Origin of the sequence: Tepidimicrobium xylanilyticum (genome assembly GCF_900106765.1) — a bacterium.
In the GTDB taxonomy this organism is placed as follows: Bacteria; Bacillota; Clostridia; order Tissierellales; family Tepidimicrobiaceae; genus Tepidimicrobium; species Tepidimicrobium xylanilyticum.
The window spans coordinates 219,168-245,483 of record NZ_FNNG01000002.1 but is presented as its reverse complement, the minus strand read 5'-3'; the positions used below and the strand labels follow the sequence as shown (position 1 = coordinate 245,483).

Below are 26,316 nucleotides of genomic sequence, written 5' to 3'. Positions count from 1 at the left end.
GATCGTATGGTTAAGCAAAAAGTATTGGATCTTGCTAATCATATTGGTATGAAAAAACCTGGTTCTAAATCAGCATATAAACCCACCGATCCAGAATATATGATTTTAGAGCCAGTTGTTACAGATGAAATGGCAGAAGTGGGGCTTTGCTTGGAGTTTAGAAAACCAAAGAGTGCAGAAGAAGTAGCCCCTTTGTGCGGGAAATCTATAGAAGAAACGGAAAAGCTACTATGGGAATTGGCAATGGCTGGAGTTTGCTTTGTCAATAAAATAGATGGCGTAGATAAATACTGGCTTGATACCTGGGTACCAGGGGTCATGGAAATGATGGTTAATAATAAGGAGAATGTCAGAAAGTACCCGCAAATAGCAGAAGCTTTTGAAGCCTATGGAAGAATAAGAGGTCCAATGACTGCTGGAAATTTTCCAGTGGGCAAAGGGCTCATGAGGGTTATACCTATTGAAACTGCTATTGACGGTGAAACTAGAAGGGCATCCTATGAAGAAATATCCAAATATTTAAATGAGCATGAAATATTTTCAGTATCCGACTGTTCTTGTCGTACATCAAGGGAAATAATGGGAGAAGGCTGTGGACACTTAAAGGAGGATATGTGTATTCAGTTAGGGCATGCTGCTGAATATTACATTAGAACTGGTAGAGGAAGGCAAATTACCCGAGAAGAAGCATTTGAAATTATACGCAAAGCTGAGGAAAATGGCTTAATGCATCAGATACCCAATGTAGATGGGCCAGGTAAAACCCATGCAATATGTAATTGCTGTTCATGTAGCTGTTTTTCTCTTAGAACTGCTACCATGTTTTTGAACAACGATATGATACGTTCAAATTATGTTTCTCGAGTAAATCCTGAAAAATGTGTGGCTTGTGGTCAGTGTGTCCAGGTATGTCCAACTAATGCACTAAAATTAGGGCAAAAGCTTTGTGGGGAAATACAGGTTATTGAAGAAAGAATAGACCTTCCGTCCAATTCAGAATGGGGGCCAGACAAATGGAATCCAGATTATCGTACTAATAGAAAGCATGTGTTAGATTCTGGAACCAGTCCCTGTATCACTAAGTGCCCTGCCCATATACCTGTGCAAGGATACATTAAATTAGCTTCTCAAGGCAGATATACAGAGGCATTAGAATTGATAAAGAAGGAAAATCCATTTCCAGCTGTTTGCGGACGTATTTGTCCTAGACCTTGTGAATCTGCATGTACTAGAGGGAATGTAGATGAACCAATAGCCATTGATGATATCAAAAAGTTTATAGCAGAGCAGGATTTAAATGCGGATATTCGCTATATACCTAAGAAAAGACACGATTATGGAAAGAAAATTGCCATAATAGGGTCAGGTCCATCAGGATTATCCTGTGCCTATTATTTAGCCATAGATGGCTATAAAGTAACTGTATTTGAAAAGCAAGAAGTACTTGGAGGTATGTTAACATTAGGAATTCCTTCATATAGATTAGAAAAGGATGTAATAAATGCGGAAATAGATATATTAAGAGAGTTAGGCGTGGAATTTAAGACTGGAGTGGAAGTAGGAAAGGATATTACTTTAGATGAATTGAGGAAGGAAGGATACGAAGCATTCTATCTTGCAATAGGTGCTCAAGCTGGTAGAAAACTAGGCGTTGAGGGAGAAGATATAGAGGGTGTTATTTCTGGTGTGGATTTTTTAAGAAATGTAAATTTAGGCAAGGATCCGGATATAGAAGGCGATGTTGTTGTAATAGGAGGAGGTAATGTTGCAATAGACGTAGCAAGAACAGCTACAAGAGCTGGTGCTGCTAGCGTTCAAATGTATTGTTTGGAAAGCAGAGAAGAAATGCCTGCACTTGAAGAAGAGATTGAAGAGGCTATCTCAGAAGATATTGTTATTAACAATGGCTGGGGACCTAAACGCATCCTAACTGAAAATAACAAGGTAGTAGGAATAGAGCTAAAAAGGTGTATTTCCGTTTTTGATGGAAACGGAAGATTCAATCCAAAGTATGACGAAAATGATACCATAGTGGTTAAGGCAGATAGGATCTTATTATCCATAGGTCAAAGGATAGATTGGGGGAAATTGTTAGAAGGTTCAAAAGCAGAATTAAATCCAAATAATACTATTAAAGTAGATCCAATTACCTTACAAACTGGAGAACCAGATATATTTGCAGGTGGGGATGCAGCAACAGGACCAAAGTTTGCAATAGATGCCATAGCATTAGGTAAGGAAGCTGCTATTTCAATACATCGTTTTGTACATCCAGGACAGGATTTGATAATTGGTAGGGATAGAAGGGAATTTAAGGCCTTTGATAAAGAATATTTAGATTTAGAAGGTTATGATCGCATTCCAAGACAGAGAACAAAGCCAGTAGATGGATCTAAGGCTAAGCAATCCTTTAGGGATTTAAGACCTACCTTGACCGAAGAACAAGTAAGGAAGGAAACAGAGCGATGCTTAAGCTGTGGTGTTACAGTTGTAGATGAATATATGTGTATTGGATGTGGCCAGTGCACTACTAAATGTAAATTTGATGCAATTAGTTTGGTAAGGAAATATGATGAAGCGAATGTATCCTTTGAAGAACTAAAACCAATAATTGTTAAGAACGTAGTTAAACGCAAGGGTAGAATTGTGGCCCATAAGGTTAAGAAGGTTATTAGAGGTAAGAAAAAGGCTAGTGTTAAATGATACAGGTCCTCTTAGGAGCTCGACGCGAAAGGTAGGTGGAATTCCTTTGCATGAGTTGGGAATAATGATTCAGGTTGTAAAGACGGTAGAAAAATTTGCTATGGAAAATGGAATTACCAAAATTGATACATTGGTTCTACAAATTGGTGAATTATCTTCAGTAATACCAAGATATATTCAGGCATGCTATCCTGCTGCGGTGGATGGAACCTTATTAGAGGATACAAAATTGGAAATTAAAATAATACCTGGCAATTGCAGATGCTTTAAATGCAACAAGATATTCAATTACATTAAGAATCAAGGTGAATGTCCAGAATGTGGCAGTAGAGATTTTGAATTGCTAAGTGGTAGAGAATTTATGATAAAAGAGATTGTAGCTTGTTAGGAGTGAAAAGGGGAATTCGGGATTAAATATATATAATAGGTTATTCTTTTTATTCAGCCTAAGCTTGTTGCTTAGGCTTTATTTTTTATATAAAACAGAAATGGAATATGAGGAGAAATAGTTTTTAAAAAAACTATAAAAATTACTAATATTAAATTTTGTATTATAAAAATTATCAATTGGAATATTGTAAAAAAATGTGTTAATCTTTTCATGGTGTTAACGTATACATTGTCGAAAATTATGTTTAAATTACAGTAATTCATGCATTCATGGTGATTTCAGATTGGAGGTATACCATGGAAGATAAGAGCAAATATATTATAATTATTATTAGAATACTTCTTATTGGAGCCTTTATTTTGGCTTGGGAATTGTCAGCCCGAGCAAGATTATACAATCCACTCTTTACAAGTTATCCAAGTGAAATATTAAAAGATTTAATTGAATTTTATACAAGTGGGGATCTAGTAAAACATACATCTGTAACCTTAAGGGAAGCCTTTACTGGACTATTTTATGGAACAGTATTTGGAGTTGTAATAGGTTTAATACTAGGCCAGTTTGAAACCTTAGGAAAGATTCTTCTACCTATCATCACAGCCATTCATGGAATACCTCAATTGACCTTGGCACCAGTTTACATTTTATGGTTTGGCCTAGGACTTACGTCCAAGATATTTCTTGCAGCCCTTATGGTATTTTTTAATGTCTTTTTTTCCACTTATGCTGGGGTTCATAATGTAGAACCTAAGCTTATTGAATCAGCTATTTTACTTGGAGCTGGCAAAGTGCAAACCCTTATTCATGTGGTTTTACCATCCAGCTTGCCGTTTATACTGTCAGGCATTCGTGTAGGAGTAGGCTCTAGCTTGGTAGGAGCAATTATTGGTGAATATATTGGAGCTTCTGCAGGTTTCGGGTGGATGATAGCCTATGCAAGTTCATTTTTTAATATAGCCCGGGTTATGTCCTGTATTTTGATACTGCTATTAGTGGGTATATTTTTAAACTTTTCACTAGATAAGATTGAGAACTATCTACTCCGTTGGAGGGCACCTACAAATTTATCAATGAAACATGGTAAAACAGTACAATAGAAAATCTATAAAAGAGAGGGGAGTTATGTATGAGAAAATGTCTAAAGTTAATTTTGCTGTTTGGCTTAATAGCAACCTTGATAGTAGGATGTACTACACAAAACAATCAAAATGATACTGCAGGACAAAGTCAAAATGAAGGAAATGTGGAAGAAGAGAAGGAACTTGAAAAAATCGTAATCTCCGAAATGCGTGGAGAGTCTTGGCTTCCAGTTTATGTAGCTGAAATGCTTGGATACTTTGAAGATGAAGGATTAGATCCAGAATTTGTAGTATATAAAGATGGGCCTATTGCATTCCAAGGGATGCATGCAGGTGATTCTCAGTTCTGTATGCTTTCAACCGAACCAGTATTAAGAGCTTATGATGAAGGACTGGAGTCTACAATTATACTTCCAACCGTTAGGAGCAAGCAATATATGTTTGCAACTAACTCTGAAATTACCAGCATTGAAGAATTGAAAGGTAAAGCAATATTTGGAGGTATGCCTGGTTCTGCACCATATTCCTTTGTTGCTGCTGCCTTAGAAGAAGCAGGCTTAACTGTAAACGATGTAGAGTGGATTAATATGGAATATGGAGCTGCATTAGCTGCTCTAGAACAAGGAACTGTTGCTGGTGCTTATTTTGATGGTATTTATATAAATAAATTGAAGGATATTAATGCTAATATTCTAATCAATACTATGGATTCAGAAACACATAAAGCTATTTATGGTACTGAATTTTATGAATCTCAGATGGTTGTTGTAACTAAAAAATTTGCTGAAGAAAATCCTGAAACAGTACAAAAATTCGTAAATGCTGTTATGAGAGCTATTAAATGGCAAAATGAACATACAGATGAAGAAATTGCTGAAGTAGTAGCCCCAATGTTTGAAGGGAAGGATATGGTAGAAATTATAAGCATATTGAGAGATTCACTGTCAACAGATGGCAATTACAGTAGAGAAGGATTCGAAGCAATAGAAAGGTTCTGCTTAGAACAAGGCATAATAAGTGAGCCAGTAGGTTATGATAACATAATTGATATGACCTTTGTAAACAATGCAAAAAAAGCTTTAAACATGGATTAAGGTAAAGATTCTTAAAACATAGATTAGAGGGATTCTTATGGCATATATAATTCTACAAGATATAGAAAAATATTATGGAGAAAATCAGGTTCTGAAAAAAATCAACCTATCAATTGAAGAAGGGGAATTTGTAACCTTATTAGGACCTTCTGGTTGTGGGAAGAGTACCTTATTAAGATGTATTGCTGGTCTTGAACAGGTAAGCAGTGGAAAAATCTTTCTGGACGGAAAGGAAATTACCCATGTGGACCCCAGGGAAAGAAATGTGGGCATGATCTTTCAGCAGTACAGCCTCTTTCCCAACTTGAATGTTTATAAGAATATTGCCTTTGGCTTAAAGATGAAAAAGGTTGATAGGGATGAAATTCATGAAAGGGTACAAAATGCAATAAATATGGTTGACCTTAAGGGGAAAGAAAGGAAATATCCTTACCAGCTTTCTGGTGGGGAACAGCAGAGAGTTGCTTTGGCCAGATGTATTGTGACAAGGCCAAAAGTACTCCTATTGGATGAACCGTTAAGTGCAATTGATGCCAAACTTCGCAAATCCCTCCAATCGAGGATAAAAGAGATTCATAAGGAGCTGGGAATGACTTCTATCTTCGTTACACATGATCAAGACGAAGCAATGACCATGTCTGACACAATATATTTGATGAAAGATGGAGTTATAGAACAATCGGGAAATCCTTTTGAACTCTACAGCAGTCCTAAAAGCAATTTTGCAGCCAGCTTCATAGGTAATTATAATATATTATCTGCAAAGATATTTTCTGATCTAATTGGTGAAGAATGTCCACAAGTTAGTAATATCGTTATTCGGCCAGAATTAATTGAAATATCAAGTGTTGACTATGAAATGGACCATGAATACTATTATTTCTCTGGGGAGCTTGTGGGAATACTTCCTCAAGGGAACATTATCCGATATACGGTCGATTTAAAGGAAGTTAAATTAGATGTGGATATACTTAATAATGGCAGTGATTTATACCAATTAGGACAGCAGGTCTTCCTCAGGGTGAAAAGGAATTCCTGTATAAGTTTATAGATGGCATTGATAAAGGAAGTGGTAAATTGAAAAGAACTAGAAAAATCATACTGGTTTCCCATTGCATATTAAACTCTAACTCTAAAGTAGAAGGTCTAAGCCAGTATGAAGGCATATTTAAAGAAATAGTAGATATGCTTCATGATAAAGGCATAGGTATTATTCAACTTCCCTGTCCAGAGATGATCATATATGGAATTAAACGCTGGGGGCATGTAAAGGAACAATTCGACACATTGTTCTATAGGGAAAACTGCAGGAAGATGCTAAAACCAATAATTTGTCAAGTAAAAAGCTATATAGATGCAGGATATGAAATTGTAGGAGTTATAGGAATAGATGGAAGCCCTAGCTGTGGAGTTAATTTTACTTGCTCCGGTGACTGGGAAGGAACTCCTTCAAAGGATGATATAGACCACAAAATCAAGGATTTAAAAGAAGTAGAAGGTTTTGGAGTGTTTATGGAAGAACTTAAAAAATACCTTGAGGAATATGATATAGAAATTCCGTTTACAGGTATTAATGAAAATGATGTATACAGTTCCTTAAAGGATATAAGTGAGTTTTTAAATGATAAGTAATAAAAAGTATTTTTTTGCTTAAGGCACCCTAAAGGGTGTCTTTTTCTGTCAAACATTGAAGGAGTGCTTTTTATGTAATATCATATAAGTAAGAATAGATGATTGAAGGAGGGTAATATTATGAAAATTGGAATGAGAAAGTCAAGCCTTAAAAAACGAATAAGTGCAAGAACAAGCCTAAAGAGACAGATAGTCCACAGAGGTGGTTTCAAAATGCCCAGAGGATACGGATGGATTAGGAATCCTAAGAAATACGTTTATAACAAAGTTTACAACAGGACTACTTTTGATGTGTTTAAGGTTTTGAAGAAGTTATTTAAATAAGCAAAAATAGAGGAAAAATCAAACATTTGTAGAATATTACATTTTAATTAGGGATTTTGTATGGGGTGAGGGTATGATAAAGAGAGTTTTGTTTTGCAATGTAGGAGATGAAACATTTTGAAACTTTCCACAAATTATTATAAGATGAATGTTTGTCAAGTTACGAAATTGAAAATGTTGCTGAAATATATGAAACAGTATCAGGATATATTAAATTCTACAATATAATTGGAATCCATATTTAAAAAGAATGAATGAATTTAATAAATATAAATGTTATTTTCAAGTTACAATAACCCCTTCGGATTTAGAATTCTGGAATTTAGATACGTTGTTAATCAAGGTATTTTAATGTTTCATTTTTTCTAATATTATAGTTAATATGCTTATGTTTGAAAAATTACTTAATCAATTAAAGGGTTATATATGGGTAACATAAAAATTGTATTTTTAAGAAGGAAATTTAATTTAATCATACATAAGAAAAAGAATTACATTTAAGGCATCAACTAGAAATGACTATATTGAATGCATATAATGAACAAATTATTAAAAATTGTATTCTAAGATTGCACATATATTTTAGTACATTTTAAGGAGGGACAATATGTCAGACCAAAGCACAAATATCCAACAACTAAAAGACAAAATTTCTAACTTTGTCAAAGAAAGAAACTGGGAAGAATTCCATAATCCTAAAAATCTATCCATGAGCATTTCCATAGAGGCTAGTGAATTGATGGAAATTTTTCAATGGTTAGATATTAAAGAATCTTGGGATATTATGACTTCTTCAGAAGCTGAGCATCTAATGGAAGAATTAGCAGATGTAATTATATACTGTTTATCTTTAGCAAACCAATTAAATATTGATATTTCTACTGCTATAGAAGATAAGGTAAGGAAGAATTCAGTAAAATATCCTGCACCTTAAATTAAGACAGGCATTAGCTATTGGTAACCCCAACAGCTTTTTGCATATAAGCTCTGATTATCAGCGGGATTTTATTATTCAAAGATTTAAATATTTTTCCATAAAAAAGGCACCATATTATTGGAGGTGCTTAAGATGAATTTATATTATAACAGATTAAAAAAGTGGGAAATTGGAGGAGTATTTTGGATAACAATTGTGGGTTCTTTATTACATTTCATATATGAATGGTCCAACAAATCTACAATAGGTGCAGTGTTTGGACCTGTGAATGAAAGCCTTTGGGAACATTTGAAATTAGGCTATTGGTCATTGGCCTTTTACATGATAATCGAATATTGGTTTATTAGAAGATATACTAACAATTTTTTAATTGCTAAAACTACAGGAATACTTGCTATGAATTTACTGATTGTTATTGGTGTTTCTGCCTATACAGCTATAAGTAAAAAACATATATTCATTTTGGATATAGGATTGTTTATTTTGGGCGCCATATTGTGCCAATATATTAGCTTTAAGATAATGGAAAAGGAGACTAACAACATATTAAATAAAGCTGGATTGGTTTTATTTATATTAATTGGGTTTGTCTTAGTATTCTTTACATTCAAGCCCCTTCATTATTCAATATTTAGGGATCCTACTAAAGGCATATATGGTATAGATGATAAGTAGAATTTACTAATTTTTTTGTAGCACTTGACTTCCTTAATCAAAATGGAATAATTATAAGTAGCGAATATTAAAGAAAGTGGTGTTAATTATGGCTGTATTCGATAAAGAGGCTCCTTTATATGATGGATGGTATGAAACTAAATTAGGGGCTTTTGTAGATCAGGTAGAAACCAAATGCGTTTTTGACTTGTTCAAGATTGAAAAAGGCATGAGGGTACTGGATGTTGGATGCGGTACAGGTAATTTCAGCATTAAATTGGCTAAAATGGGATGCAAGGTCATAGGAATAGATGTATCTAAGGAGATGCTCAAAATTGCAGAAATCAAATCAAAGGCGGAAAGCCTGGACATTGAATTTTGCGATATGGATGTATATGATATGAAATTTGATGATGATTACTTCGATGGGATAATATCAGTTACAGCTTTTGAATTTTTCAAAAACCCTAAAAAAGCAGTAGATGAGATGTTTAGAGTATTAAAACCCCGAGGCTATTTGACCATAGGAACTATAAACAGGGATAGCGATTGGGGAAAATTATATCTTTCAGAAGAATTTCAGAAGAACACAGTGTTTAAATATGCAGATCTTAAAACTATAGAAGAGTTAAAGGATTATAGAAATGATAATTTAATAGATATAAAAGAATGTTTATTCATTCCACCTACTGCAGAGGAAGATGATATTTCATTGGAAAAGGAAAAAGAATTAGCCAAAACAGGCAAAAGAGGTGGTTTTATATGTGCTCTATGGCAAAAATAACTTCCTGCGAAATAGCTTTTGTTCCCATTGTGAGTGAGGATTATATTTCAAGTGTAGATAAGGTTTTAGATATTATCAGATCTTATGATTTAGAACACAATATCGGAATAATGTCTACAACGGTACGAGGGGATATAAATAAGATTCACAAACTGATATTTGAAATTTATGACAAAATGGATCAAGAATGCAAATTCACCATGGACATCAAGCTATCAAATCTTTGTGGTTGTGATTAATAGTAAAATCCCTTTCTATTTTCCATATAAGCAATAAGAGGAAAATAGAAGGGTTTTTTTATGATTAAACTGTTTGATAATCATCCAATCGTATTAGATAAGGTTTTGGCATCTATAATAGGCTTAAATGAAACCATAGCATTTCAACAGGTATACTATTGGCTGGAAATCAACATGAAGAATAAGAGAAACTTCCATGAGGGCAGATATTGGATCTATAATACCATAAAGAAATGACAGGAAGAATTTTCATTTTGGAGTATTGAATCGGTTAAGAGGACGTTCAAAAAGTTGAGGGAATCCAATTTAATCATTACTGGTTAATTTCAATGTCTATCAAATGGATAGAACTCTTTGGTATACCATCAACTATCAGGAACTGAAAAGGTTGTGTAAGAATAAGTCCATTAGGTCATATGGCAATAATGATGATTGCCAAAATGACCATAAGGATGATAGCAAAAAGGATTCACCAATACCAGAGAATACTACAGGGATTACTTCAGAGATTTGCAATAAGTCCGTTAGTCCGTTGGAAGCAAGGGAAGAAGGACAGACGGAAAACAAGCAAACCTTTAAGGAATATTATGAAAACATAATAAAGAAATGCAAACTCCATGCCATAGATAGTAAATATAGGGAAGGGGTAAGGTATGCTATTAAGCTAATTTTAGTGAATATAGAGGATTCCAAGTATATTCGAATTAAAGATCATAATATTCCTGTGGAAATCGTTTAAGAGGATTATGAAGAAATTAAACTATTTTGTTGTAGATCATGTAATAAGAAAGTTTAAAAAGGCTTGTGAAGGATTTGAAATCAAGAATACTATGGCTTACTTAAAAGCCTACATATATAATTCCATCCATGAGGTTGAGGTGGATATTGACTCTAAATTAAGATTTGAAAGGCTAATTGATTGATAAATCAAAGGTGAACCGGTGCTAGAATTATCTTAACAAACAATTAGATGATCATAAAAATTATTTGACAAACATCTAAATATATCATATAATTTTAAAAAAGGAAGGGAATGGTTATGAAATATAATATATGTGATAGTCCTAATTGGTATTTTGAAGCTGCTGCATGTATCTCAGAATATTATACCAATATAGAAGATAAGGTTATTAAAAATCACAAGAATTTTGGCATGACAATTGAAGAGATGGAAGATTTTTTTTCAAAATTCAAATCCTATAAGAAGGCAGTAATAGGGGAAATTTTGCCTATATATAATAGATATCCATCATTGGAATGGCTTTTTAAGCCAGTAAAATATAATGTGAATATGGATGAGTGTATGGGAGTTTCCTTAATATCTTATTTGATAGGATATTCAACAGAATATATGAACGATGATTTAATTGATAAGGTTACTTTAGAGTTTGTTTTTGACGTCTTATCAGATATTTTTGGTACAGAGGATGCAGAAAATTTAAAGATAGAAGGGATTTCAGATCTGGTGAATGTACTTGAAAATAATAATATTAATGATGATATCTTTAAAATGCATCTAATAAGGCTTTACCATGCAAGGTACAAAACCATTAGGGACCTATGGGAGATGCTTAATCTCTGTGTGCCAATACTAAAAAAACATTATGACATGATAGAAGACCACGTTCAAATGGCCTTGCAAGCCCTGCCCAGTGGGGAAGGATTGGAAAGAATATTGAAAGTTTCAGCAGGTTTATATATCAGAAGCAATTTAGATTGTACCCTATATCCAACTATATACTTTTTTAATAGGATTAAATATGAGTTAAACCCTATAAGCAGACAGGCCTATGTTGGGATTTATGTTCTGCAACTAATAAACTTGAAAGAAAAGAATGAGTATATGGAAGATGAATTGGTTAAGGATCTAAAGGCTCTGGGGGACCCAACCAGATTTAAAATAATTCGAATTCTATTGGAAAGAGAGATGTATTTAAAGGAGTTGGCGGAAGAGATAAACTTGACTTCAGCAACGGTTTCACACCATATAGATATTTTACAGAAATCCAATTTAATATCTGTTACCATTGGTGATGATGACGGGAGAAAGGTTTTGTTTGATGTAAACAGGGAAAAATTAAAATCCATAGGTGATTCTATAAATAGGTTATCATATATCTAGGGGAAATAAGGAGGAATTTTATGAAGAATGTGCTCAGCTATCCACTAGGGAAAACCATTAAGAAATTACTTTTAAATGTAAACAGGCAGAATAAAAAATTATATTTATACTTTGTTATATATACCATAACAGCAGCTATATATCCTTTTTTTTCAGTCCTTCTTCCCAAACTATTAATTCAAGAGCTATCCCTTGGAGGGGCTGCAAAAGTTGAAAATATAATTAAGATCATTCTAGTTTATTTTATACTAACATCTCTTTTCATGTTTGTTAAGACTATTGCGAAGGATTATACTTATCCAAAGATTACAAAATTAAGGCTCGATTATATCAGGGATATGTTTGATAAAATTGTAAGGGTAGATTACAAATACATGGAAGATGCTACATTTTTTGAAGTTAATGGAAGAGCCATGGATGCTGCAAACAGTAATAATAATGGGATAGAAGGGGTCTACCATAAGCTATTTGAAACACCAGCCGTTGTATTAACTACCCTAGCATTGGTTTTTTTTATTGGGAAATTAAGTATCCTTATACTACTTGGTTTAATATTAAATGTAATTGTGACCATGTGGATTAGCAGAAAAGTCCACAATTTTCAATATAATATGCGCAAAGATATTTCTCATGCTGAGCGAAGAAAGGACTACTATCATAAAACTACTTATGATTTCGGCTATGGGAAGGACATAAGGATATACGGACTTAAGGATAGAATCCTCAACAATTATGCTGATGAGATATTAAGTTATGTTAATCTGCATAAAAAGGTTAAGGATAAGGAATACAAGTTGGGATTCATAGGCCTTGTAACCTTGCTTATAAGCGATTCTTTGGTATATGGTATACTTATATATTTGACGGTAAATGGTATGCCAATTGCAGACTTTTCCATGTATTTGACTGCCATATTGAGTCTGTCTACCTTTTTAAAGACCTTGATAGAAGATCTTTCCTTTATTATAAACGAAGGCCAGTATGTTCACGATTTTTATGAATTTATGAAAAAGGACTATGGGGGAAAAGGAGGTAATAGAAAAGCCATTGAAGGCGATACTCTTGAAATTGAGCTAAAGAATATTAGCTTTAAATACCCAAATACTGATAGGTACATTTTCAAAGATCTAGACCTAAAGATAAGTAAAGGTGAAAAGTTGGCCATAGTAGGGGTAAATGGGGCAGGTAAAAGCACTCTAATTAAGTTGATAACAGGTCTTTTTGATGTTAGCGAAGGGGAGGTTTTGATAAATGGAGTCCCTATTAGGGAATTCGATAAAAGGGAACTTTATTCCATGTTTTCAGTAGTTTTTCAGGATATCAATATACTTGCTTACACCATCGGTGAAAATGTGGCTTGCACTACTGAAAACATTAATGAAGGAAGGGCAATGGCAGCTTTGGATAAGGTTGGGCTAGGGGATAAGGTAAGGAGTTTTGAAAAGGGTCTTAATCAGATGATGTTGAAGATAATTGATGAAAAGGGTACTGAATTTTCTGGTGGTGAAAATCAAAAACTTGCCATAGCAAGGGCCCTTTACAAGGATGCCAACATGGTAATTTTAGATGAGCCTACAGCAGCCTTAGATGCACTGGCAGAGGCTGAAATATATGAAAATTTCAACCAGCTTGTAAAGGGAAAAACAGCTATATTTGTATCTCACAGGCTAGCTAGTACTAAATTCTGTGATAAGATTGCCTTCTTTGATCAGGAAGGACTTAAAGAGTATGGAAGCCATGACGAGCTAATGAAGAAAAAAGGAAGTTATTACAATATGTTCTTAATTCAGGGTAAGTACTACAACGAGGGAGGGAAGATTTATGAAGAACTTAAACAAGCTTAGGATGTTTTTCTCCCTTTCCTGGGAAATATCCCCTTCCTATATCATCTTTCTTATACTTAGCACCCTTATTAGTAGTGGACAGATTTTTATCAATGTAATTCTACCCAAGTATTTGATAGATGAGTTGATGGGAAGTAAGGATTTTGAAAGATTAATAATCTTAGGTTCTTTGATTATTCTATCGAACCTATTATTTGCATTATTGAATAATACAATGAAGAGAATTATGGAAGTAAAGAACATATACATGAATGAGATGATGAATAAGGCCATGGCTGATAAGATTATGAATGTTGAGTTTTCATACCTTGAAAATCCTTATTACCTAGACTTAAAGGAAAGGGCGGCCTTTGCAGCTAATAATCAAGCAGCTATGGAGAGGTTAATCCGAGATGTGGCTTCAATGCTAAAAAATATTGTAACCATCTTGGGGCTTGTAACTATTATGTTCACCTTGAGTTGGATTTTAATAATACTTTTATCGGTAGTAATAATCGTTTCAATCTTAGCATATAGATTATTTATGAATTACCAAATGAATTTTTTTCAGGAAATCATACCTGTTAATCGGAGATATGGCTATTATGTAAATTTATGTTATGATGATAAACTACAAAAGGATATAAGACTTTATGATATGAGCGATATGATGACGGATAAGGTAACTCATTATAATTTGGAGATAAACGAGTGGTTTAGTAGATATTATAAAAAACAAGGGAAATTCCTTGGACTATATGGTGTTCTTAACGATTTGCAGGGAGCCTTGGCTTATGGCTATGTAGGTTTAAGGGTCATAACGGATAAATTAGGTCCTAGAATTGGCTTAGGTTCTTTTACCATGTATGTAAATGCAGCAATTAATTTTACTAAAGCTACAACGGAACTTGGTAACAATATAGTTAATGTGATCCAGCTTCTTGGGTATTTAGATCCCTTTATGGAGTTTATGTCCCTTCCAGATGAGGGTCAAATTGGAGGAAATGTAGTATTTGATGGGGATGTAGAGTCCATAGAGTTTAAAAATGTATCTTTTAAATATCCTAAAAGCGATAGATTAGTATTGGATAATGTTTCTTTTAAGATCAATAAAGGGGAGAAGATATCCATAGTAGGGCTTAATGGTGCGGGAAAGACTACTTTAGTAAAACTTATCTGTAGACTTTATAGGCCTACTGAAGGGAAAATATTGATAAATGGTAGGGATATATTTGAATATGAGCATGAAAGCTATATGAAAAGAATTGCTGCAGTTTTTCAGGACTATAAGTTGTTCAACTTTAGTATAGAAGAAAATATAACTGGAAAAGAGTTAAATGAGGATTCCAAGAAGGCCTTGAATTTAATAGAGGAAGTGGGATTAAAGGATAGAGTTGAAAGCCTTCCTGATGGAATAAAGTCCCTCTTGGGCAAGGCCTATGATGAAAGGGGAGTTGAATTATCTGGTGGGGAGCAACAGAAAATTGCCATAGCAAGAGCTCTTTATAAGAATTCTTCCTTAGTCATATTGGATGAACCTACATCAGCTCTTGATCCAATTGCAGAAGCAGAAATATATGAGAACTTCAATAATTTAGTAGGGGATAAAACTGCATTCTATATTTCCCATAGGATGTCAAGCAGCGTTTTTTGTGATAAGATATTGGTAATAGATGGCGGGGAGGTCAAGGATTTTGATACCCATGAGAATTTAATGAAGAAAGAAGATAGTCTATATTATAAACTATATAATGCTCAAGCTGTTAACTACCAATATAATTAATATCATTTCTACGAGTTCTATTTAAAGAACTCGTTGTTTTTATGTTGCTCTATGGAATTATAATAGTTATAATGATTATTATCGAACATATAGTAATATATGATTAGGTTATTTTTAGAATTAAGTTTAGATTAAACTTTGAGTATCATAATTATTTTCATTTTTCTGTTGACAATGATAATGTTTTAGTGTACTATACAATTAATACTGCAACACAGCATTAGTTACATACATATAATATTATTTAAAGGTTTATGCATTATACTAACTAGATATAGGGAGGGAAAACATGGCATTTATTGAAATCATAAAAGCAATTATTTTAGGTATTATCGAAGGAATAACGGAGTGGCTGCCCATTAGTAGCACGGGACATATGATAATAGTTGATGAATTCTTAAAACTTAATGCCTCTGAGGAATTCAAGGAAATGTTCTTTGTTGTTATACAATTGGGAGCAATTTTGGCAGTAGTTTTACTCTATTTTAATAAATTAAATCCTTTTTCTACTAAGAAGACTAGTAGAGAAAAAATAGATATCTGGAATCTATGGTTTAAGGTAGTTGTAGCCACAATACCTGCAGCAATTATTGGGTTTCTGTTTGACGATTTATTAAATGAACTATTTTATAATTATAAGACTGTAGCTATAATGCTTATTGTATATGGTGTACTTTTCATTATAGTTGAAAATAGAAATAGGTATAGGAAACCTTTAGTGAAGGACCTAAAAGACTTAACATATAAAATTGCCTTATACATAGGCTTATTCCAGGTATTAGCGTTAATACCTGGCACATCCAGATCAGGTGCTACTATACTTGGAGCTATGATAGTGGGTACATCTAGGAAAGTTGCAGCAGAATTTACATTCTTTTTAGCAATTCCTGTAATGTTTGGAGCTAGCCTATTAAAATTAGTCAAATTTGGATTAGCTTTTGCTGGCTTAGAATTAATTATACTATTAGTTGGAACTTTAGTGTCTTTCTTGGTTTCAATAGTAGCAATTAAGTTTCTGTTAAGATATATTAAGCGAAATGACTTTAAAGCTTTTGGATACTACAGGATTGTATTGGGTTTAATAGTAATATTATACTTTGCTCTTATAAACTGAAATGCGGTTTCCTTGGAAGCCGTATTTTTTTAAAAAAAAGGATTGTATAATGATGGAAAAATTTTTATAATATAGTAGGCACGTTATATAGGACAAAAGACCTATTGATGATATAATAATTAAGTGTACTGTTTTTAAGGTTGTGTTTTATATGTATGGGATGAGATTGACCAAGGAGGGAAATCTAAATTTGGATGCCTATTCTAATGATAATGATTTAACATTAAAAACCCTAAGTTATGAAAAACTGGAGGTTTTAGATAAGTTTATCAATGTGCCAATGATTCTATTAAATGATAAAGAAGTTTTATATTTAAATGGTGGTTGCTTGGAAGTGCTAGGATATGAGAAAGGTAGTTTAGCAGAGGATAAACCTTTAGACCTATCAAAATTAATTCCAGATGAAAGCTCTATCGAATTTATTAGTTCTGTTATTAACAACGTTATATCCCCTGTTAACCATAGATTTACTATGTATAATAAGTGTAATGAAAGAAGACATTTTGAGCTTAAAGGAGAAATAGTAATCTATAATTCAGAAAAATGTATCCTAGCTACCTTAAGGGATATTTCATATTCAAAGGAGTTAGAGTCTTATATTTTCAGGATTTCTGAGCTTAGAAGATTAATGCTTGAAGTAACAAGGCTTGCTTTAGAAATAGATGATATACACCAATTGTTCCAATTGATTTTAGAAATTACATTGAAATGCATTGAAGGCGGTACAGTTGGGACCATAATGATCAATAAGGGTGACCATTTTATTGTTGGTTCACAAGTAGGTTTTTTCGATGATATAAAGGACTTTAAATTGCCCTTTGAAGATGCTTTCCTATACAGGGCTACCAATGGAAAGATGGATAGGATTGCAATTATTTCAGATTTGATGAATTCTAACAAGTATTATCGCATTAGAACTAAATACGGAGAAGAGATTTTTATAAAATCTTCCTTATCAGCTCCAATCTACGTAAGGGGAAAATTATTGGGTATGATTAATATTGATTCAATAGAAAATAACTCTTTTGATGAAGATGACGTAAAAACTATGGAGTTCATTCGTAATTATATTGAAATTATTATTTCAAATTACCTTTTATATGAAGAAAAATGTCATTTGGCTAAGTATGACTATTTAACTCAATTTTATAATAGGTCCTGCTTTGAAGAAAAAACTGGGGTTATATTAGAAAATGCTGCAAGCTGTAGCGAATCTTTTAATTTAATTATTTTCGACATTAATGATTTGAAGGAGGTTAATGATTCACTAGGGCATTTGGCAGGGGATGAAGTAATTAAAAAATTCGCTAGCATACTTAAGAATAATATTAGAAAAACTGATATTGTAGGTAGGCTAGGGGGAGATGAATTTGTTGGGGTCTTTTTCAATACTAACAAGGAAAATCTCAACAAAAAATTTCTAAATTTATTAAAAAAAATGGAAAGTCAAACTATTATGATAAGAGGTAAAGAAATCAAATGTACCTTTAGCTATGGTATAGCAAATTTTCCGGAGGATGGAGCAACTTTCAAAGAGTTAGTATCAGTAGCAGATAAAAGGATGTATCAATTCAAAAAGGAATACAAAGCAAAATTATAATATAATCCTATATTGATTTATAGGATTATATTATATTGCCTAACATATCTGCAAGGGTTATGTCTTCAGGATTCCAATGTCTATGCTTAAGGTTTAAAACCGTATATGGTTTATTAAAACTATCTATTAAATAGAATAGATGGTGGTCTAACCAAGGGGGAGTCCAAGCTCCAGAGCGAGCAATGTGTATAAAGGATATATCTGGCAGGTCTTTGATTTCATCCATAGTAATATATTCAATATTGAATTTACTATTAATTTCTTTGAATTGGTCCTTATGTTCAAAGGAATAAGGGCTTAATATAATATATGCAGTATCTATAAAGGACTCCCATAATAGTTTTCCCAGCCAATTGGCGCAATTTACTTCGAATTGGAGGGAATTTAATCCTCCATAGCCTAAATCCGTATGGGCATCGAATGAATAGATAGTATTACATTTATTTTCCTTTGCTATATAATAGCTAGTTTTATGGGAATCAGATACGTATATATTTGCTTTATCTAATTTGAATTTAGTGTTAATATCGTTGATAAAGGAGTTTAATAGGTTGGAATCCACATTGACCGTTGTTTCTAAATTTTGACCTTTCCTTTTATAATCAAAATACCTTTCATACCATTTTAAATTCCTGTACCTATTATTTTCCATGTATGAGCCAGTCCACTCTCTTTTTAAAGGTATAAAATAATCCCAGTCAATACTTAGTATATTGACCATTCTATTACCCCCTTATACCTTTTTGACTATCGATTTAGATACTAATCCATTTTTAGGACAGCTTCTGTGGCTTTATTTGGAATGCCGATGTCTTCTACTACGACATCTCCAGTGTAATATATATTATTGGCAAGTCCTTTTTTCATCAGATGGAATGTAATGGTCTTATTAGCTTTAACTGAAATTCCTAGTGGGACGCCTGTATCACCATCTAATCCTGATGGGATATCTATAGAAAGGATTTCCTTTGAATAGTAGTTTATAATTTCTATAGTTTTATAGAACAAGTCTTGAACCTTTCTTGTTAGGCCAATTCCAAAGATGGAATCTATAGTTAAATCTCCATTTTTAGCAGCTTCCTTTAACTTTTCTAAGCCTCCATCATTCTTTATATGTGTAAAATTTGTATCCATGTTTTTGAGTATATTAAGGTTAATATTAAAATCCTTGGTTCCCTTATCTAGATTTCCTATTATGAATAGGTCAATTTTTTTATTTATTAATGCTAAATGACGAGCTAGGGCTAGTCCGTCGCCACCATTATTGCCCACTCCACACACAATGGTAAAGTAGTTCTTATTTTTTAGATCAATATTCTTTAATACTTTTAAGGCGGCATTTTCCATTAGTACTATGCTTGGAATTCCAATATTATTAATTGCATAGCTATCCATAGCTTTCATTTGGCTACAGCTGATGGTTAACATACTCATCCCTCCTTATAACATTAGTAATGCTTTAGTTTAATTATACAATAAAATATTTAATAATAGATAAATAAGTTTTTATGAATAAAAGCAGGAAAAAAAATAATTTTAGCGAAATATAATATAAAATGCTATAAGGGAGGTTAAAAAATGAAGTCTAAATATTATGCTGAACCATTTAGAATAAAAATGGTGGAACCTATAAAGATTTTAACTGCTGAAGAACGGCTGGAAAAGATTAAAGAAGCCCATTATAATCTTTTTTATTTAGACTCAGAGGATGTTTATATTGACTTGTTAAGTGATAGTGGTACTGGTGCCATGAGTACAGCTCAATGGGCTGGGATGATGGTTGGAGACGAGGCCTATTCAGGTTCGAGGAATTATAAGCGATTAGTAAGAACAGCTCAGGATATTTTTGGCTATAAGTACATACAGCCAGTACACCAGGGAAGAGCAGCAGAAAAGGTAGTTTTACCTATTATATTAGGACCAGGCAAATATGCCATATCCAATATGCATTTTGATACCACAAGAGCCCATGTGGAAATAGCGGGAGCAAGGGCTATAGACTGTGTAGTGCCAGAGGCTTTAGATACTGAGGTTTACAGTCCTTTTAAAGGGAATATGGATACCGTCAAATTGAGACAGCTTATAGAAGAATATGGGCCAGAAAATATTGGAGTCATCATAATGACTATTACCAATAATAGTGCAGGTGGTCAGCCAGTTTCCATGTCAAATCTTAGAGAAACATCTGAAATAGCTGAAGAGTATAATATACCTTTATTAATAGATGCAGCAAGATTTGCGGAAAATGCTTACTTTATTAAGAATAGAGAAGAAGGATATCAAGATAAGTCCATTAGGGAAATAGTCCTTGAAATGTTTAGCTATGGGAAAATGTTTACCATGAGCTCTAAAAAGGATGCCATAGTCAACATAGGTGGGTTAATAGGAATTAAAGATGATGAAAAATTATATGAAGAAGTCAAGGCAAGGACCATATCCTTTGAAGGTTTTATTTCCTATGGTGGCTTGGCAGGTAGAGACCTTGAAGCATTAGCTATTGGTCTAGAAGAGGGAATTGAATATGATTATTTAAAATATAGGATAGGGCAAATGGAGTACCTGGCAGCCAGACTTGATGAGGCTAATATTCCTTATCAAGCCCCAGTTGGTGGTCATGCAGTGTTCATAGATGCAAAGAAACTGCTTCCACATATACCCTATTATGAGTTTCCAGGTCATGCTTTGGCAGTGGAATTATATAAGGAGGCAGGAATTAGAAGCTGCGATATAGGTTCCTTTATGATAGGCAATGACCCAGATACGGGAGAACAGATCCAATCTCAATTTGAATTTACTAGGCTGGCCATCCCAAGAAGGGTTTACACTCAGTCCCATTTAGATGTGGTTGCTGATACTTTAATAGCTATTAAGGAAAGGGCTGATTCCATATCTGGATACAGGATAATCTGGGAACCTAAGATTCTTCGCCATTTTACAGCCAAGTTGGAACCAGTTAAATAGTGTTTTATTAAGACCATATCTGCTATTGGATATGGTCTTACTTATTCAAGATAAGCCTTCTTAACCTTTTCGTCTTTCAAGAGATCTTTTGATCTTCCTTCCAACTCAATTTTGCCATTTTTAATTATATATGCTCTATCTGTCACATTGAGGGCCATATTAGCATTTTGCTCCACCAATAAGATTGTAGTACCCAATTTATTTATATTTTCAAGTATGGAGAATATTTCCTTAACTATTAAAGGAGCCAGTCCCATAGAGGGTTCATCCAGTAGAAGATACTTTGGCTTTGCCATTAAAGCTCTGCCTATGGCCAACATCTGCTGTTCTCCACCAGAAAGGGTTCCAGCAATTTGATTTTTCCTTTCTTTTAGCCTAGGAAATAGGGAAAACACTTCATCATAATCCCTTTTTAAGTTTCCTCTATCCCCTCTTATATAGGCTCCCATCTCAAGATTTTCCATTACCGTCATATTGGCGAAAATCCTTCTGCCCTCTGGTACATGGGAAATTCCCATTCTAACTATATCTGAAGCCTTTAATGAACTGATGACCCTTCCCTTAAACTTTATTTCACCCTTTTTAGGCTTATTTAGTCCCGATATGGCCCTTAAAGTAGTACTCTTTCCTGCTCCATTAGCCCCTATTAGGGTTACCATTTCTCCTTCTCCTACTGTAAGGTTAACTTCCTTTAAAGCTTGGATATTGTCGTAAAATACATCTATATTTTTTAGTTCTAACATTCTTTTACCTCCTCACCAAGATAAGCTTCTATAACCTTCTTATTGGCCTTAATTTCTTCAGGCAATCCGCTGGCAATTAGATTTCCATGGTCGAATACAAATATCCTATCGCAAACCTCCATTACTAAGCTCATATCATGTTCAATTAAGATTATAGTTAAATTATAGGTTCCTCTAATCCATTTGATCAAATTGGTAAGATTATTGGTTTCATTTGGATTCATACCAGCAGCAGGCTCGTCCAACAACAGTATTTTAGGTTCAGTAGCCAGTGCCCTTACTATTTCTAGCCTTCTTTGTTCTCCATAGGAAAGATTTTTGGCTAATTCGTCTTTTTTATCTGCTAAATCGAATTCTTCCAATAATTTCATCGCTTTTTCTGTAGCTTCTCTTTCAACTTTATAATAGGAAGGGAACCTAAATAGAGTAGTAAAAAGGCTGTAATTTAAATTGCTATGGCAGCCTAAGAGCACATTATCTAGTACTGTCATATTTTTAAATAGCCTTATATTTTGGAATGTTCTCGATATGCCATATTTGGCTATTTTATAGGGTTTTAAATCTTTGGAACCTATTTTTACATCTAGATTAAACTCTATTTCTCCTGAACTGGGGGAGTATATGCCCGTTAATAAATTGAAGAAAGTGGTTTTTCCAGCTCCATTTTGGCCAATTATTCCTACTATTTCCTTGTTCTTTATGTTTAAAGATATGTTCTTGATGGCCTGTATTCCTCCAAAGGATTTGGAAAGATTAGTAACTCTTAGTACTGCCATAAGCCTTTCTCTCCTCTCTAGGTAACTTTTTTCTAGGCAAATTAATTAATTTGAATTCCTGTTTTCCCATAATTCCCGTTGGCCTGAAAACCATTATTCCAAATAGTATGAGGGCATAAATTATCATCCTTAACTCTGAAACGCTTTGAAGCAGCAAGGAGATTATGGATAATAAAACTGCACCTACTATTGAACCGGTGATACTGCCTAACCCACCAAATACTACTATTACCAATATATCTATAGATTTCATAAATCCAAAGGAATCGGGCTTAATAAAGTAGAAGTAATTTGCATAAAGGGATCCTGCTATTCCAGCAAAGAAGGCACCAATAGCAAAGGCCAATACTTTGTAGAAGGTCGTATTAATTCCCATGGCCTCGGCGGCTATTTCATCTTCTTTAATGGCAATACAAGCTCTTCCTCGGTAGGAGTTTATGAAGTTTTTAATCAATAAAACTGTAATAAGGGTCATTGAAAAAGCCCAGGTCCAATTGGTGTACTTAGGAATATCATTAAATCCTATAGCACCCCCAATATAGTCCGTGTTCAATGCTAGGATTCTCACTATTTCATTAAAGCCTAAGGTGGCAATGGCTAGATAATCACCCTTTAACCTTAAGGTAGGGATTCCTATTAATATACCTGCAAGTGCTGCTGTGATCCCAGAAACTATTAATGCTATAAAAAAGGGTTGCCCTAATTTTGCTGTGAGAATGGCTGAAGTATATGCCCCTATGCACATGAAAGCAGCATGTCCTAGGGAAAACTGCCCGGTAAATCCGGTTATTAGATTTAATCCTACAGCTAGTATTATATTGATGCAGATTATGATTATATTAAGTTCCATATATGAGTCTATGAATCCCAAATTTATTGCCATTTGAACTGCAATAAAAGTTACAATTAGTATTACTACCTTTATTATATTTTTTCCTTTAAGTCTATCCATTTTATACTATCCTCCTATACCTTTTCCTTTAAAGCTCTGCCTAACAATCCATTAGGTTTTATTAAAAGGACTAGAATTAAGATAATGAAAGAGACTGCATCTTTAAAGATTGAACCTCCATTAGCGCTAACAATAGTTTCGATCATTCCTAAAGTGAAACCACCAAATACAGCCCCAGGAATAGCTCCAATTCCCCCTAAAACAGCTGCTACAAAGGCCTTTATCCCTGGTAGGGAACCCATTAAGGGATTTATGGTATTGTAGTAAACTCCTACCAAAACCCCTGCTGCTCCGGCTAATGCAGACCCAATAATGAAAGTAAAGGAAATTATCTTGTCCACATTCACACCCATAAGCTCTGCAGCATCCATATCATAAGATGCAGCTCTCATTGCTTTGCCCATTCTAGTGTTGTTGATTATATATTGCAATGCTGCCATTAGAATTACAGTAATTACTACTATGATTATATTTTTAATATCCAGCACTACCTTTCCATCAAACAATTGAATGCTGTTGCTCTTAAGAATTTCAGGGAACGTTCTCGTTTGAGGGCCTACAAAGTACATCATGGTATATTGTAAAAATAGGGATACGCTTATTGCAGTTATTAGGGCAGAAATTCTAGGTGAATTTCTAAGGGGTTTATAGGCCACCTTTTCTATTAACATTCCCAACAGGCTGCATATAACCATGGATATTATTAACGAAGGTAGCAACCCTAGACCAAAGTAAGTGGTTAAAGCGTATCCTACAAAAGCTCCAACCATGTATATGTCTCCATGAGCGAAATTTATAAGTCCTATTATTCCATATACCATTGTATATCCTAATGCTATTAATGCATATATTCCTCCAAGGGATAGCCCGTTTATCATTTGTTGTATAGCTTGCTCCATACTTTAACACCTCTCTATCTAAATTATTTTGTTAATACTCAGGTAGATAACCTGAGTATTAACAATTTACTGTTCTGGGTCTAATTTCATCAAGAATGTTGGTTCTCCATCTACTATTTTAATTATGGTTACCGATTTTATCGGGTTATGAGATTCGTCAATAGTTAATGTTCCTGTAATTCCAGCGAAACCATCTGTTTCCTCAAGAGCTACTTTTAATTTTTCTGGATTGGCTTCTCCAGCTCTTTCTAATGCATCGGCTACTAAATACCCTAAGTCATATCCTAGAGCGTTGAAAGCATCTGGTTCCTTATTGAATTTCTTTCTAAAGTTTTCTTTGAATTTCAATACCTGTTCTGAATCATCCATTGGTGAATAATGGCTGGAATAATATATGTCGTTTAAGGCATCCTTTCCTGCCAACTCAAATAGTTTTGGAGATTCATATCCATCACCGCCAAGGATTGGTACATTTAATCCAAGTTCCCTTGCTTGTCTTATTATTAGCCCCACTTCTTCGTAATATCCTGGAACATATAGAAGCTCTGGGTTTTCCCCTTTCAAATTGGTCAAAACCGCTTTAAAATCCGTATCTCCAGCTGCATAGGCCTCTACACTTAATATTTCTCCTCCTAATTCTTTAAAGGTTTTTTGGAAGGATTTTGAAAGTCCTTGTGCATAGTCGCTGGTAGTATCTGCTAACACTGCTGCTTTTCTTAATCCTAAGTCATTGTAAGCAAATTGTGCCATCATAACTCCTTGGAAGGAATTATTAAAGCAGGTTTTAAAAGCATATTCTTTTACATTTCCATTTGCATCTAAGGTTACATCATCAGCCGTTGCGGAAGCTGAGATCAGTGGTATTTTATTCTGCATTGCAGCGGGTATGGCTGCTTTTGTATTTCCAGAGGTAGCTGGTCCTAATAGAGCTACCACATTTTCTCTAGTAGCCAATCTAGTTGAGACGTTAGCAGATTCAGTAGCATCAGATTTATTATCTATTACAACTGTCTCTAATTCCTTACCTAGTACTCCTCCTGCTGCATTTATTTCTTCAAAGGCTAGAAGAACTCCATCTTTTAAGTTTGTTCCATAAGTAGCAGTATTGCCTGTAAGCTCATAGTTTAGACCTATCCTAATTTTGTCAGATTCGCTTATATTTGAATTTGAAGCGGAACAACCAACAATAAGTATTAACACCAATAGGGTTAATGTTGCTAAAGATAGTTTTTTGATCATATACAATCACTCCTTAAATTTAATATTTTGTATAACTGCAATAAACCAATAATTCCATCATCACTATTATCCATAAGATCACCTCCTGTGAAATAATGTAAAGTATATAAAAAATGCCTCTATATGTTTTTAACATATAGAGGCTATGTAAATAGCGGTACCACTCTATTTCTTAATTATCTCGCGATAATTAACTCACTAGGTTCGATAGGAATAGTATATTCCTATTTAAACCTTGGCCTTATAACGGAGCCTACCGATACAACCTACTACTATTACAGGTTCAGCTGTATAACTCAGAAGTGAGAGATCCCTATCAAATCAAAACTGGTTCTCAGCTACCCCAGCTCTCTGTATTTGATTATTTAGATAGTTCACGTCTTCGTCATAGTATGTCAAAAATATGGTCGAATTTTTATTTTACAAACTAATATAACACAAAAAAAATAATTGTCAATAGAAATTAT

27 protein-coding genes and 1 other annotated feature are annotated in these 26,316 nt (G+C 33.8%); of the genes, 20 read left to right on the top strand and 7 right to left on the bottom strand.

Features of this window, described 5'->3' with window-relative positions; genetic code table 11:
* Window positions 1-6: 6 nt before the first annotated feature.
* The 19 genes from BLV68_RS03390 to BLV68_RS03310 all read left to right on the top strand — a co-directional run bounded on the left by BLV68_RS03390 (window position 7) and on the right by BLV68_RS03310 (window position 18,279).
* Window positions 7-2,703, top strand: coding sequence for an FAD-dependent oxidoreductase (locus tag BLV68_RS03390; protein ID WP_093750909.1), 2,697 nt, complete (start codon window positions 7-9; stop codon window positions 2,701-2,703).
* 46 nt (window positions 2,704-2,749) lie between these two features.
* Window positions 2,750-3,091 (top strand): hydrogenase maturation nickel metallochaperone HypA/HybF, encoded by a 342-nt coding sequence (locus tag BLV68_RS03385; RefSeq protein WP_093750907.1) that lies wholly within the window; start codon window positions 2,750-2,752, stop codon window positions 3,089-3,091.
* A 299-nt stretch (window positions 3,092-3,390) separates the two neighbouring features.
* Window positions 3,391-4,191 carry an ABC transporter permease gene (locus BLV68_RS03380; RefSeq protein WP_093750905.1) on the top strand — a complete coding sequence of 267 codons (801 nt, stop codon included), beginning with the start codon at window positions 3,391-3,393 and terminating at the stop codon, window positions 4,189-4,191.
* A gap of 29 nt (window positions 4,192-4,220) precedes the next feature.
* Window positions 4,221-5,267, top strand: coding sequence for an ABC transporter substrate-binding protein (locus tag BLV68_RS03375; protein ID WP_093750903.1), 1,047 nt, complete (start codon window positions 4,221-4,223; stop codon window positions 5,265-5,267).
* Between the two features lie 37 nt (window positions 5,268-5,304).
* Entirely contained in the window at window positions 5,305-6,318 is a 1,014-nt protein-coding gene (locus BLV68_RS03370; RefSeq protein ID WP_093750901.1) for an ABC transporter ATP-binding protein, read from the top strand.
* Between the two features lie 26 nt (window positions 6,319-6,344).
* The gene (locus tag BLV68_RS03365; RefSeq protein ID WP_093750899.1) at window positions 6,345-6,899 is read left to right on the top strand and encodes a CD3072 family TudS-related putative desulfidase; all 555 of its coding nucleotides are present in this window, start codon (window positions 6,345-6,347) and stop codon (window positions 6,897-6,899) included.
* Window positions 6,900-7,019: 120 nt separating this feature from the next.
* On the top strand, window positions 7,020-7,223 hold the full coding sequence (locus BLV68_RS03360; protein WP_093750897.1) for a hypothetical protein: 204 nt from the start codon (window positions 7,020-7,022) through the stop codon (window positions 7,221-7,223).
* A gap of 607 nt (window positions 7,224-7,830) precedes the next feature.
* Complete coding sequence (locus BLV68_RS03355; RefSeq protein WP_093750895.1) at window positions 7,831-8,157, top strand: nucleotide pyrophosphohydrolase; 327 nt, start codon at window positions 7,831-7,833, stop codon at window positions 8,155-8,157.
* Window positions 8,158-8,292: 135 nt separating this feature from the next.
* Window positions 8,293-8,835: a DUF6512 family protein gene (locus BLV68_RS03350; RefSeq protein ID WP_093750893.1), complete on the top strand. Its 543-nt coding sequence runs from the start codon at window positions 8,293-8,295 to the stop codon at window positions 8,833-8,835.
* Window positions 8,836-8,923: 88 nt separating this feature from the next.
* Window positions 8,924-9,598, top strand: a complete 675-nt coding sequence (locus BLV68_RS03345) for a class I SAM-dependent methyltransferase (RefSeq protein ID WP_093750891.1) — start codon at window positions 8,924-8,926, stop codon at window positions 9,596-9,598.
* Window positions 9,577-9,837, top strand: coding sequence for a YkoF family thiamine/hydroxymethylpyrimidine-binding protein (locus tag BLV68_RS03340; RefSeq protein ID WP_093750889.1), 261 nt, complete (start codon window positions 9,577-9,579; stop codon window positions 9,835-9,837). The genes BLV68_RS03345 and BLV68_RS03340 overlap by 22 nt, the downstream gene beginning before the upstream one ends.
* Before the next feature lie 60 nt (window positions 9,838-9,897).
* The gene (locus BLV68_RS15370; RefSeq protein ID WP_159428603.1) at window positions 9,898-10,074 is read left to right on the top strand and encodes a hypothetical protein; all 177 of its coding nucleotides are present in this window, start codon (window positions 9,898-9,900) and stop codon (window positions 10,072-10,074) included.
* A 151-nt stretch (window positions 10,075-10,225) separates the two neighbouring features.
* Entirely contained in the window at window positions 10,226-10,576 is a 351-nt protein-coding gene (locus tag BLV68_RS03335) for a hypothetical protein (RefSeq protein WP_093750887.1), read from the top strand.
* Between the two features lie 7 nt (window positions 10,577-10,583).
* Window positions 10,584-10,760 (top strand): hypothetical protein, encoded by a 177-nt coding sequence (locus BLV68_RS15365; protein WP_159428602.1) that lies wholly within the window; start codon window positions 10,584-10,586, stop codon window positions 10,758-10,760.
* Window positions 10,761-10,876: 116 nt separating this feature from the next.
* Window positions 10,877-11,959, top strand: a complete 1,083-nt coding sequence (locus tag BLV68_RS03330) for an ArsR/SmtB family transcription factor (protein WP_159428601.1) — start codon at window positions 10,877-10,879, stop codon at window positions 11,957-11,959.
* Window positions 11,960-11,979: 20 nt separating this feature from the next.
* Window positions 11,980-13,803, top strand: coding sequence for an ABC transporter ATP-binding protein (locus tag BLV68_RS03325; protein ID WP_093750883.1), 1,824 nt, complete (start codon window positions 11,980-11,982; stop codon window positions 13,801-13,803).
* Entirely contained in the window at window positions 13,781-15,565 is a 1,785-nt protein-coding gene (locus BLV68_RS03320; protein WP_093750881.1) for an ABC transporter ATP-binding protein, read from the top strand. The genes BLV68_RS03325 and BLV68_RS03320 overlap by 23 nt, the downstream gene beginning before the upstream one ends.
* Before the next feature lie 289 nt (window positions 15,566-15,854).
* Entirely contained in the window at window positions 15,855-16,679 is an 825-nt protein-coding gene (locus tag BLV68_RS03315) for an undecaprenyl-diphosphate phosphatase (RefSeq protein ID WP_093750879.1), read from the top strand.
* Window positions 16,680-16,830: 151 nt separating this feature from the next.
* Window positions 16,831-18,279 (top strand): sensor domain-containing diguanylate cyclase, encoded by a 1,449-nt coding sequence (locus BLV68_RS03310; protein WP_093750877.1) that lies wholly within the window; start codon window positions 16,831-16,833, stop codon window positions 18,277-18,279.
* A 25-nt stretch (window positions 18,280-18,304) separates the two neighbouring features.
* Here BLV68_RS03310 and BLV68_RS03305 read toward each other — a convergent pair whose 3' ends face one another.
* Both BLV68_RS03305 and BLV68_RS03300 read right to left on the bottom strand, forming a co-directional pair.
* Window positions 18,305-19,000 carry a hypothetical protein gene (locus BLV68_RS03305; RefSeq protein ID WP_093750875.1) on the bottom strand — a complete coding sequence of 232 codons (696 nt, stop codon included), beginning with the start codon at window positions 18,998-19,000 and terminating at the stop codon, window positions 18,305-18,307.
* 41 nt (window positions 19,001-19,041) lie between these two features.
* The gene (locus BLV68_RS03300) at window positions 19,042-19,707 is read right to left on the bottom strand and encodes an NAD(P)H-hydrate epimerase (protein WP_200773621.1); all 666 of its coding nucleotides are present in this window, start codon (window positions 19,705-19,707) and stop codon (window positions 19,042-19,044) included.
* 150 nt (window positions 19,708-19,857) lie between these two features.
* Here BLV68_RS03300 and BLV68_RS03295 point away from each other — a divergent pair, with 150 nt between their 5' ends.
* Entirely contained in the window at window positions 19,858-21,240 is a 1,383-nt protein-coding gene (locus BLV68_RS03295; RefSeq protein WP_093750871.1) for a tryptophanase, read from the top strand.
* Window positions 21,241-21,281: 41 nt separating this feature from the next.
* Here BLV68_RS03295 and BLV68_RS03290 read toward each other — a convergent pair whose 3' ends face one another.
* The 5 genes from BLV68_RS03290 to BLV68_RS03270 all read right to left on the bottom strand — a co-directional run bounded on the left by BLV68_RS03290 (window position 21,282) and on the right by BLV68_RS03270 (window position 25,849).
* Window positions 21,282-21,983 (bottom strand): ABC transporter ATP-binding protein, encoded by a 702-nt coding sequence (locus tag BLV68_RS03290; RefSeq protein WP_093750869.1) that lies wholly within the window; start codon window positions 21,981-21,983, stop codon window positions 21,282-21,284.
* Complete coding sequence (locus tag BLV68_RS03285; protein ID WP_093750867.1) at window positions 21,977-22,759, bottom strand: ABC transporter ATP-binding protein; 783 nt, start codon at window positions 22,757-22,759, stop codon at window positions 21,977-21,979. Before BLV68_RS03285 ends, BLV68_RS03290 begins: the two co-directional genes overlap by 7 nt.
* Window positions 22,737-23,711 carry a branched-chain amino acid ABC transporter permease gene (locus BLV68_RS03280; protein ID WP_093750865.1) on the bottom strand — a complete coding sequence of 325 codons (975 nt, stop codon included), beginning with the start codon at window positions 23,709-23,711 and terminating at the stop codon, window positions 22,737-22,739. The genes BLV68_RS03285 and BLV68_RS03280 overlap by 23 nt, the downstream gene beginning before the upstream one ends.
* Window positions 23,712-23,725: 14 nt before the next feature.
* A complete protein-coding gene (locus BLV68_RS03275; protein WP_093750863.1) occupies window positions 23,726-24,610 on the bottom strand; it encodes a branched-chain amino acid ABC transporter permease in 885 nt (294 codons plus the stop codon).
* A gap of 66 nt (window positions 24,611-24,676) precedes the next feature.
* Window positions 24,677-25,849 carry an ABC transporter substrate-binding protein gene (locus BLV68_RS03270; RefSeq protein ID WP_093750861.1) on the bottom strand — a complete coding sequence of 391 codons (1,173 nt, stop codon included), beginning with the start codon at window positions 25,847-25,849 and terminating at the stop codon, window positions 24,677-24,679.
* Between the two features lie 135 nt (window positions 25,850-25,984).
* Window positions 25,985-26,247, bottom strand: a binding site (T-box leader).
* Window positions 26,248-26,316: the final 69 nt, after the last annotated feature.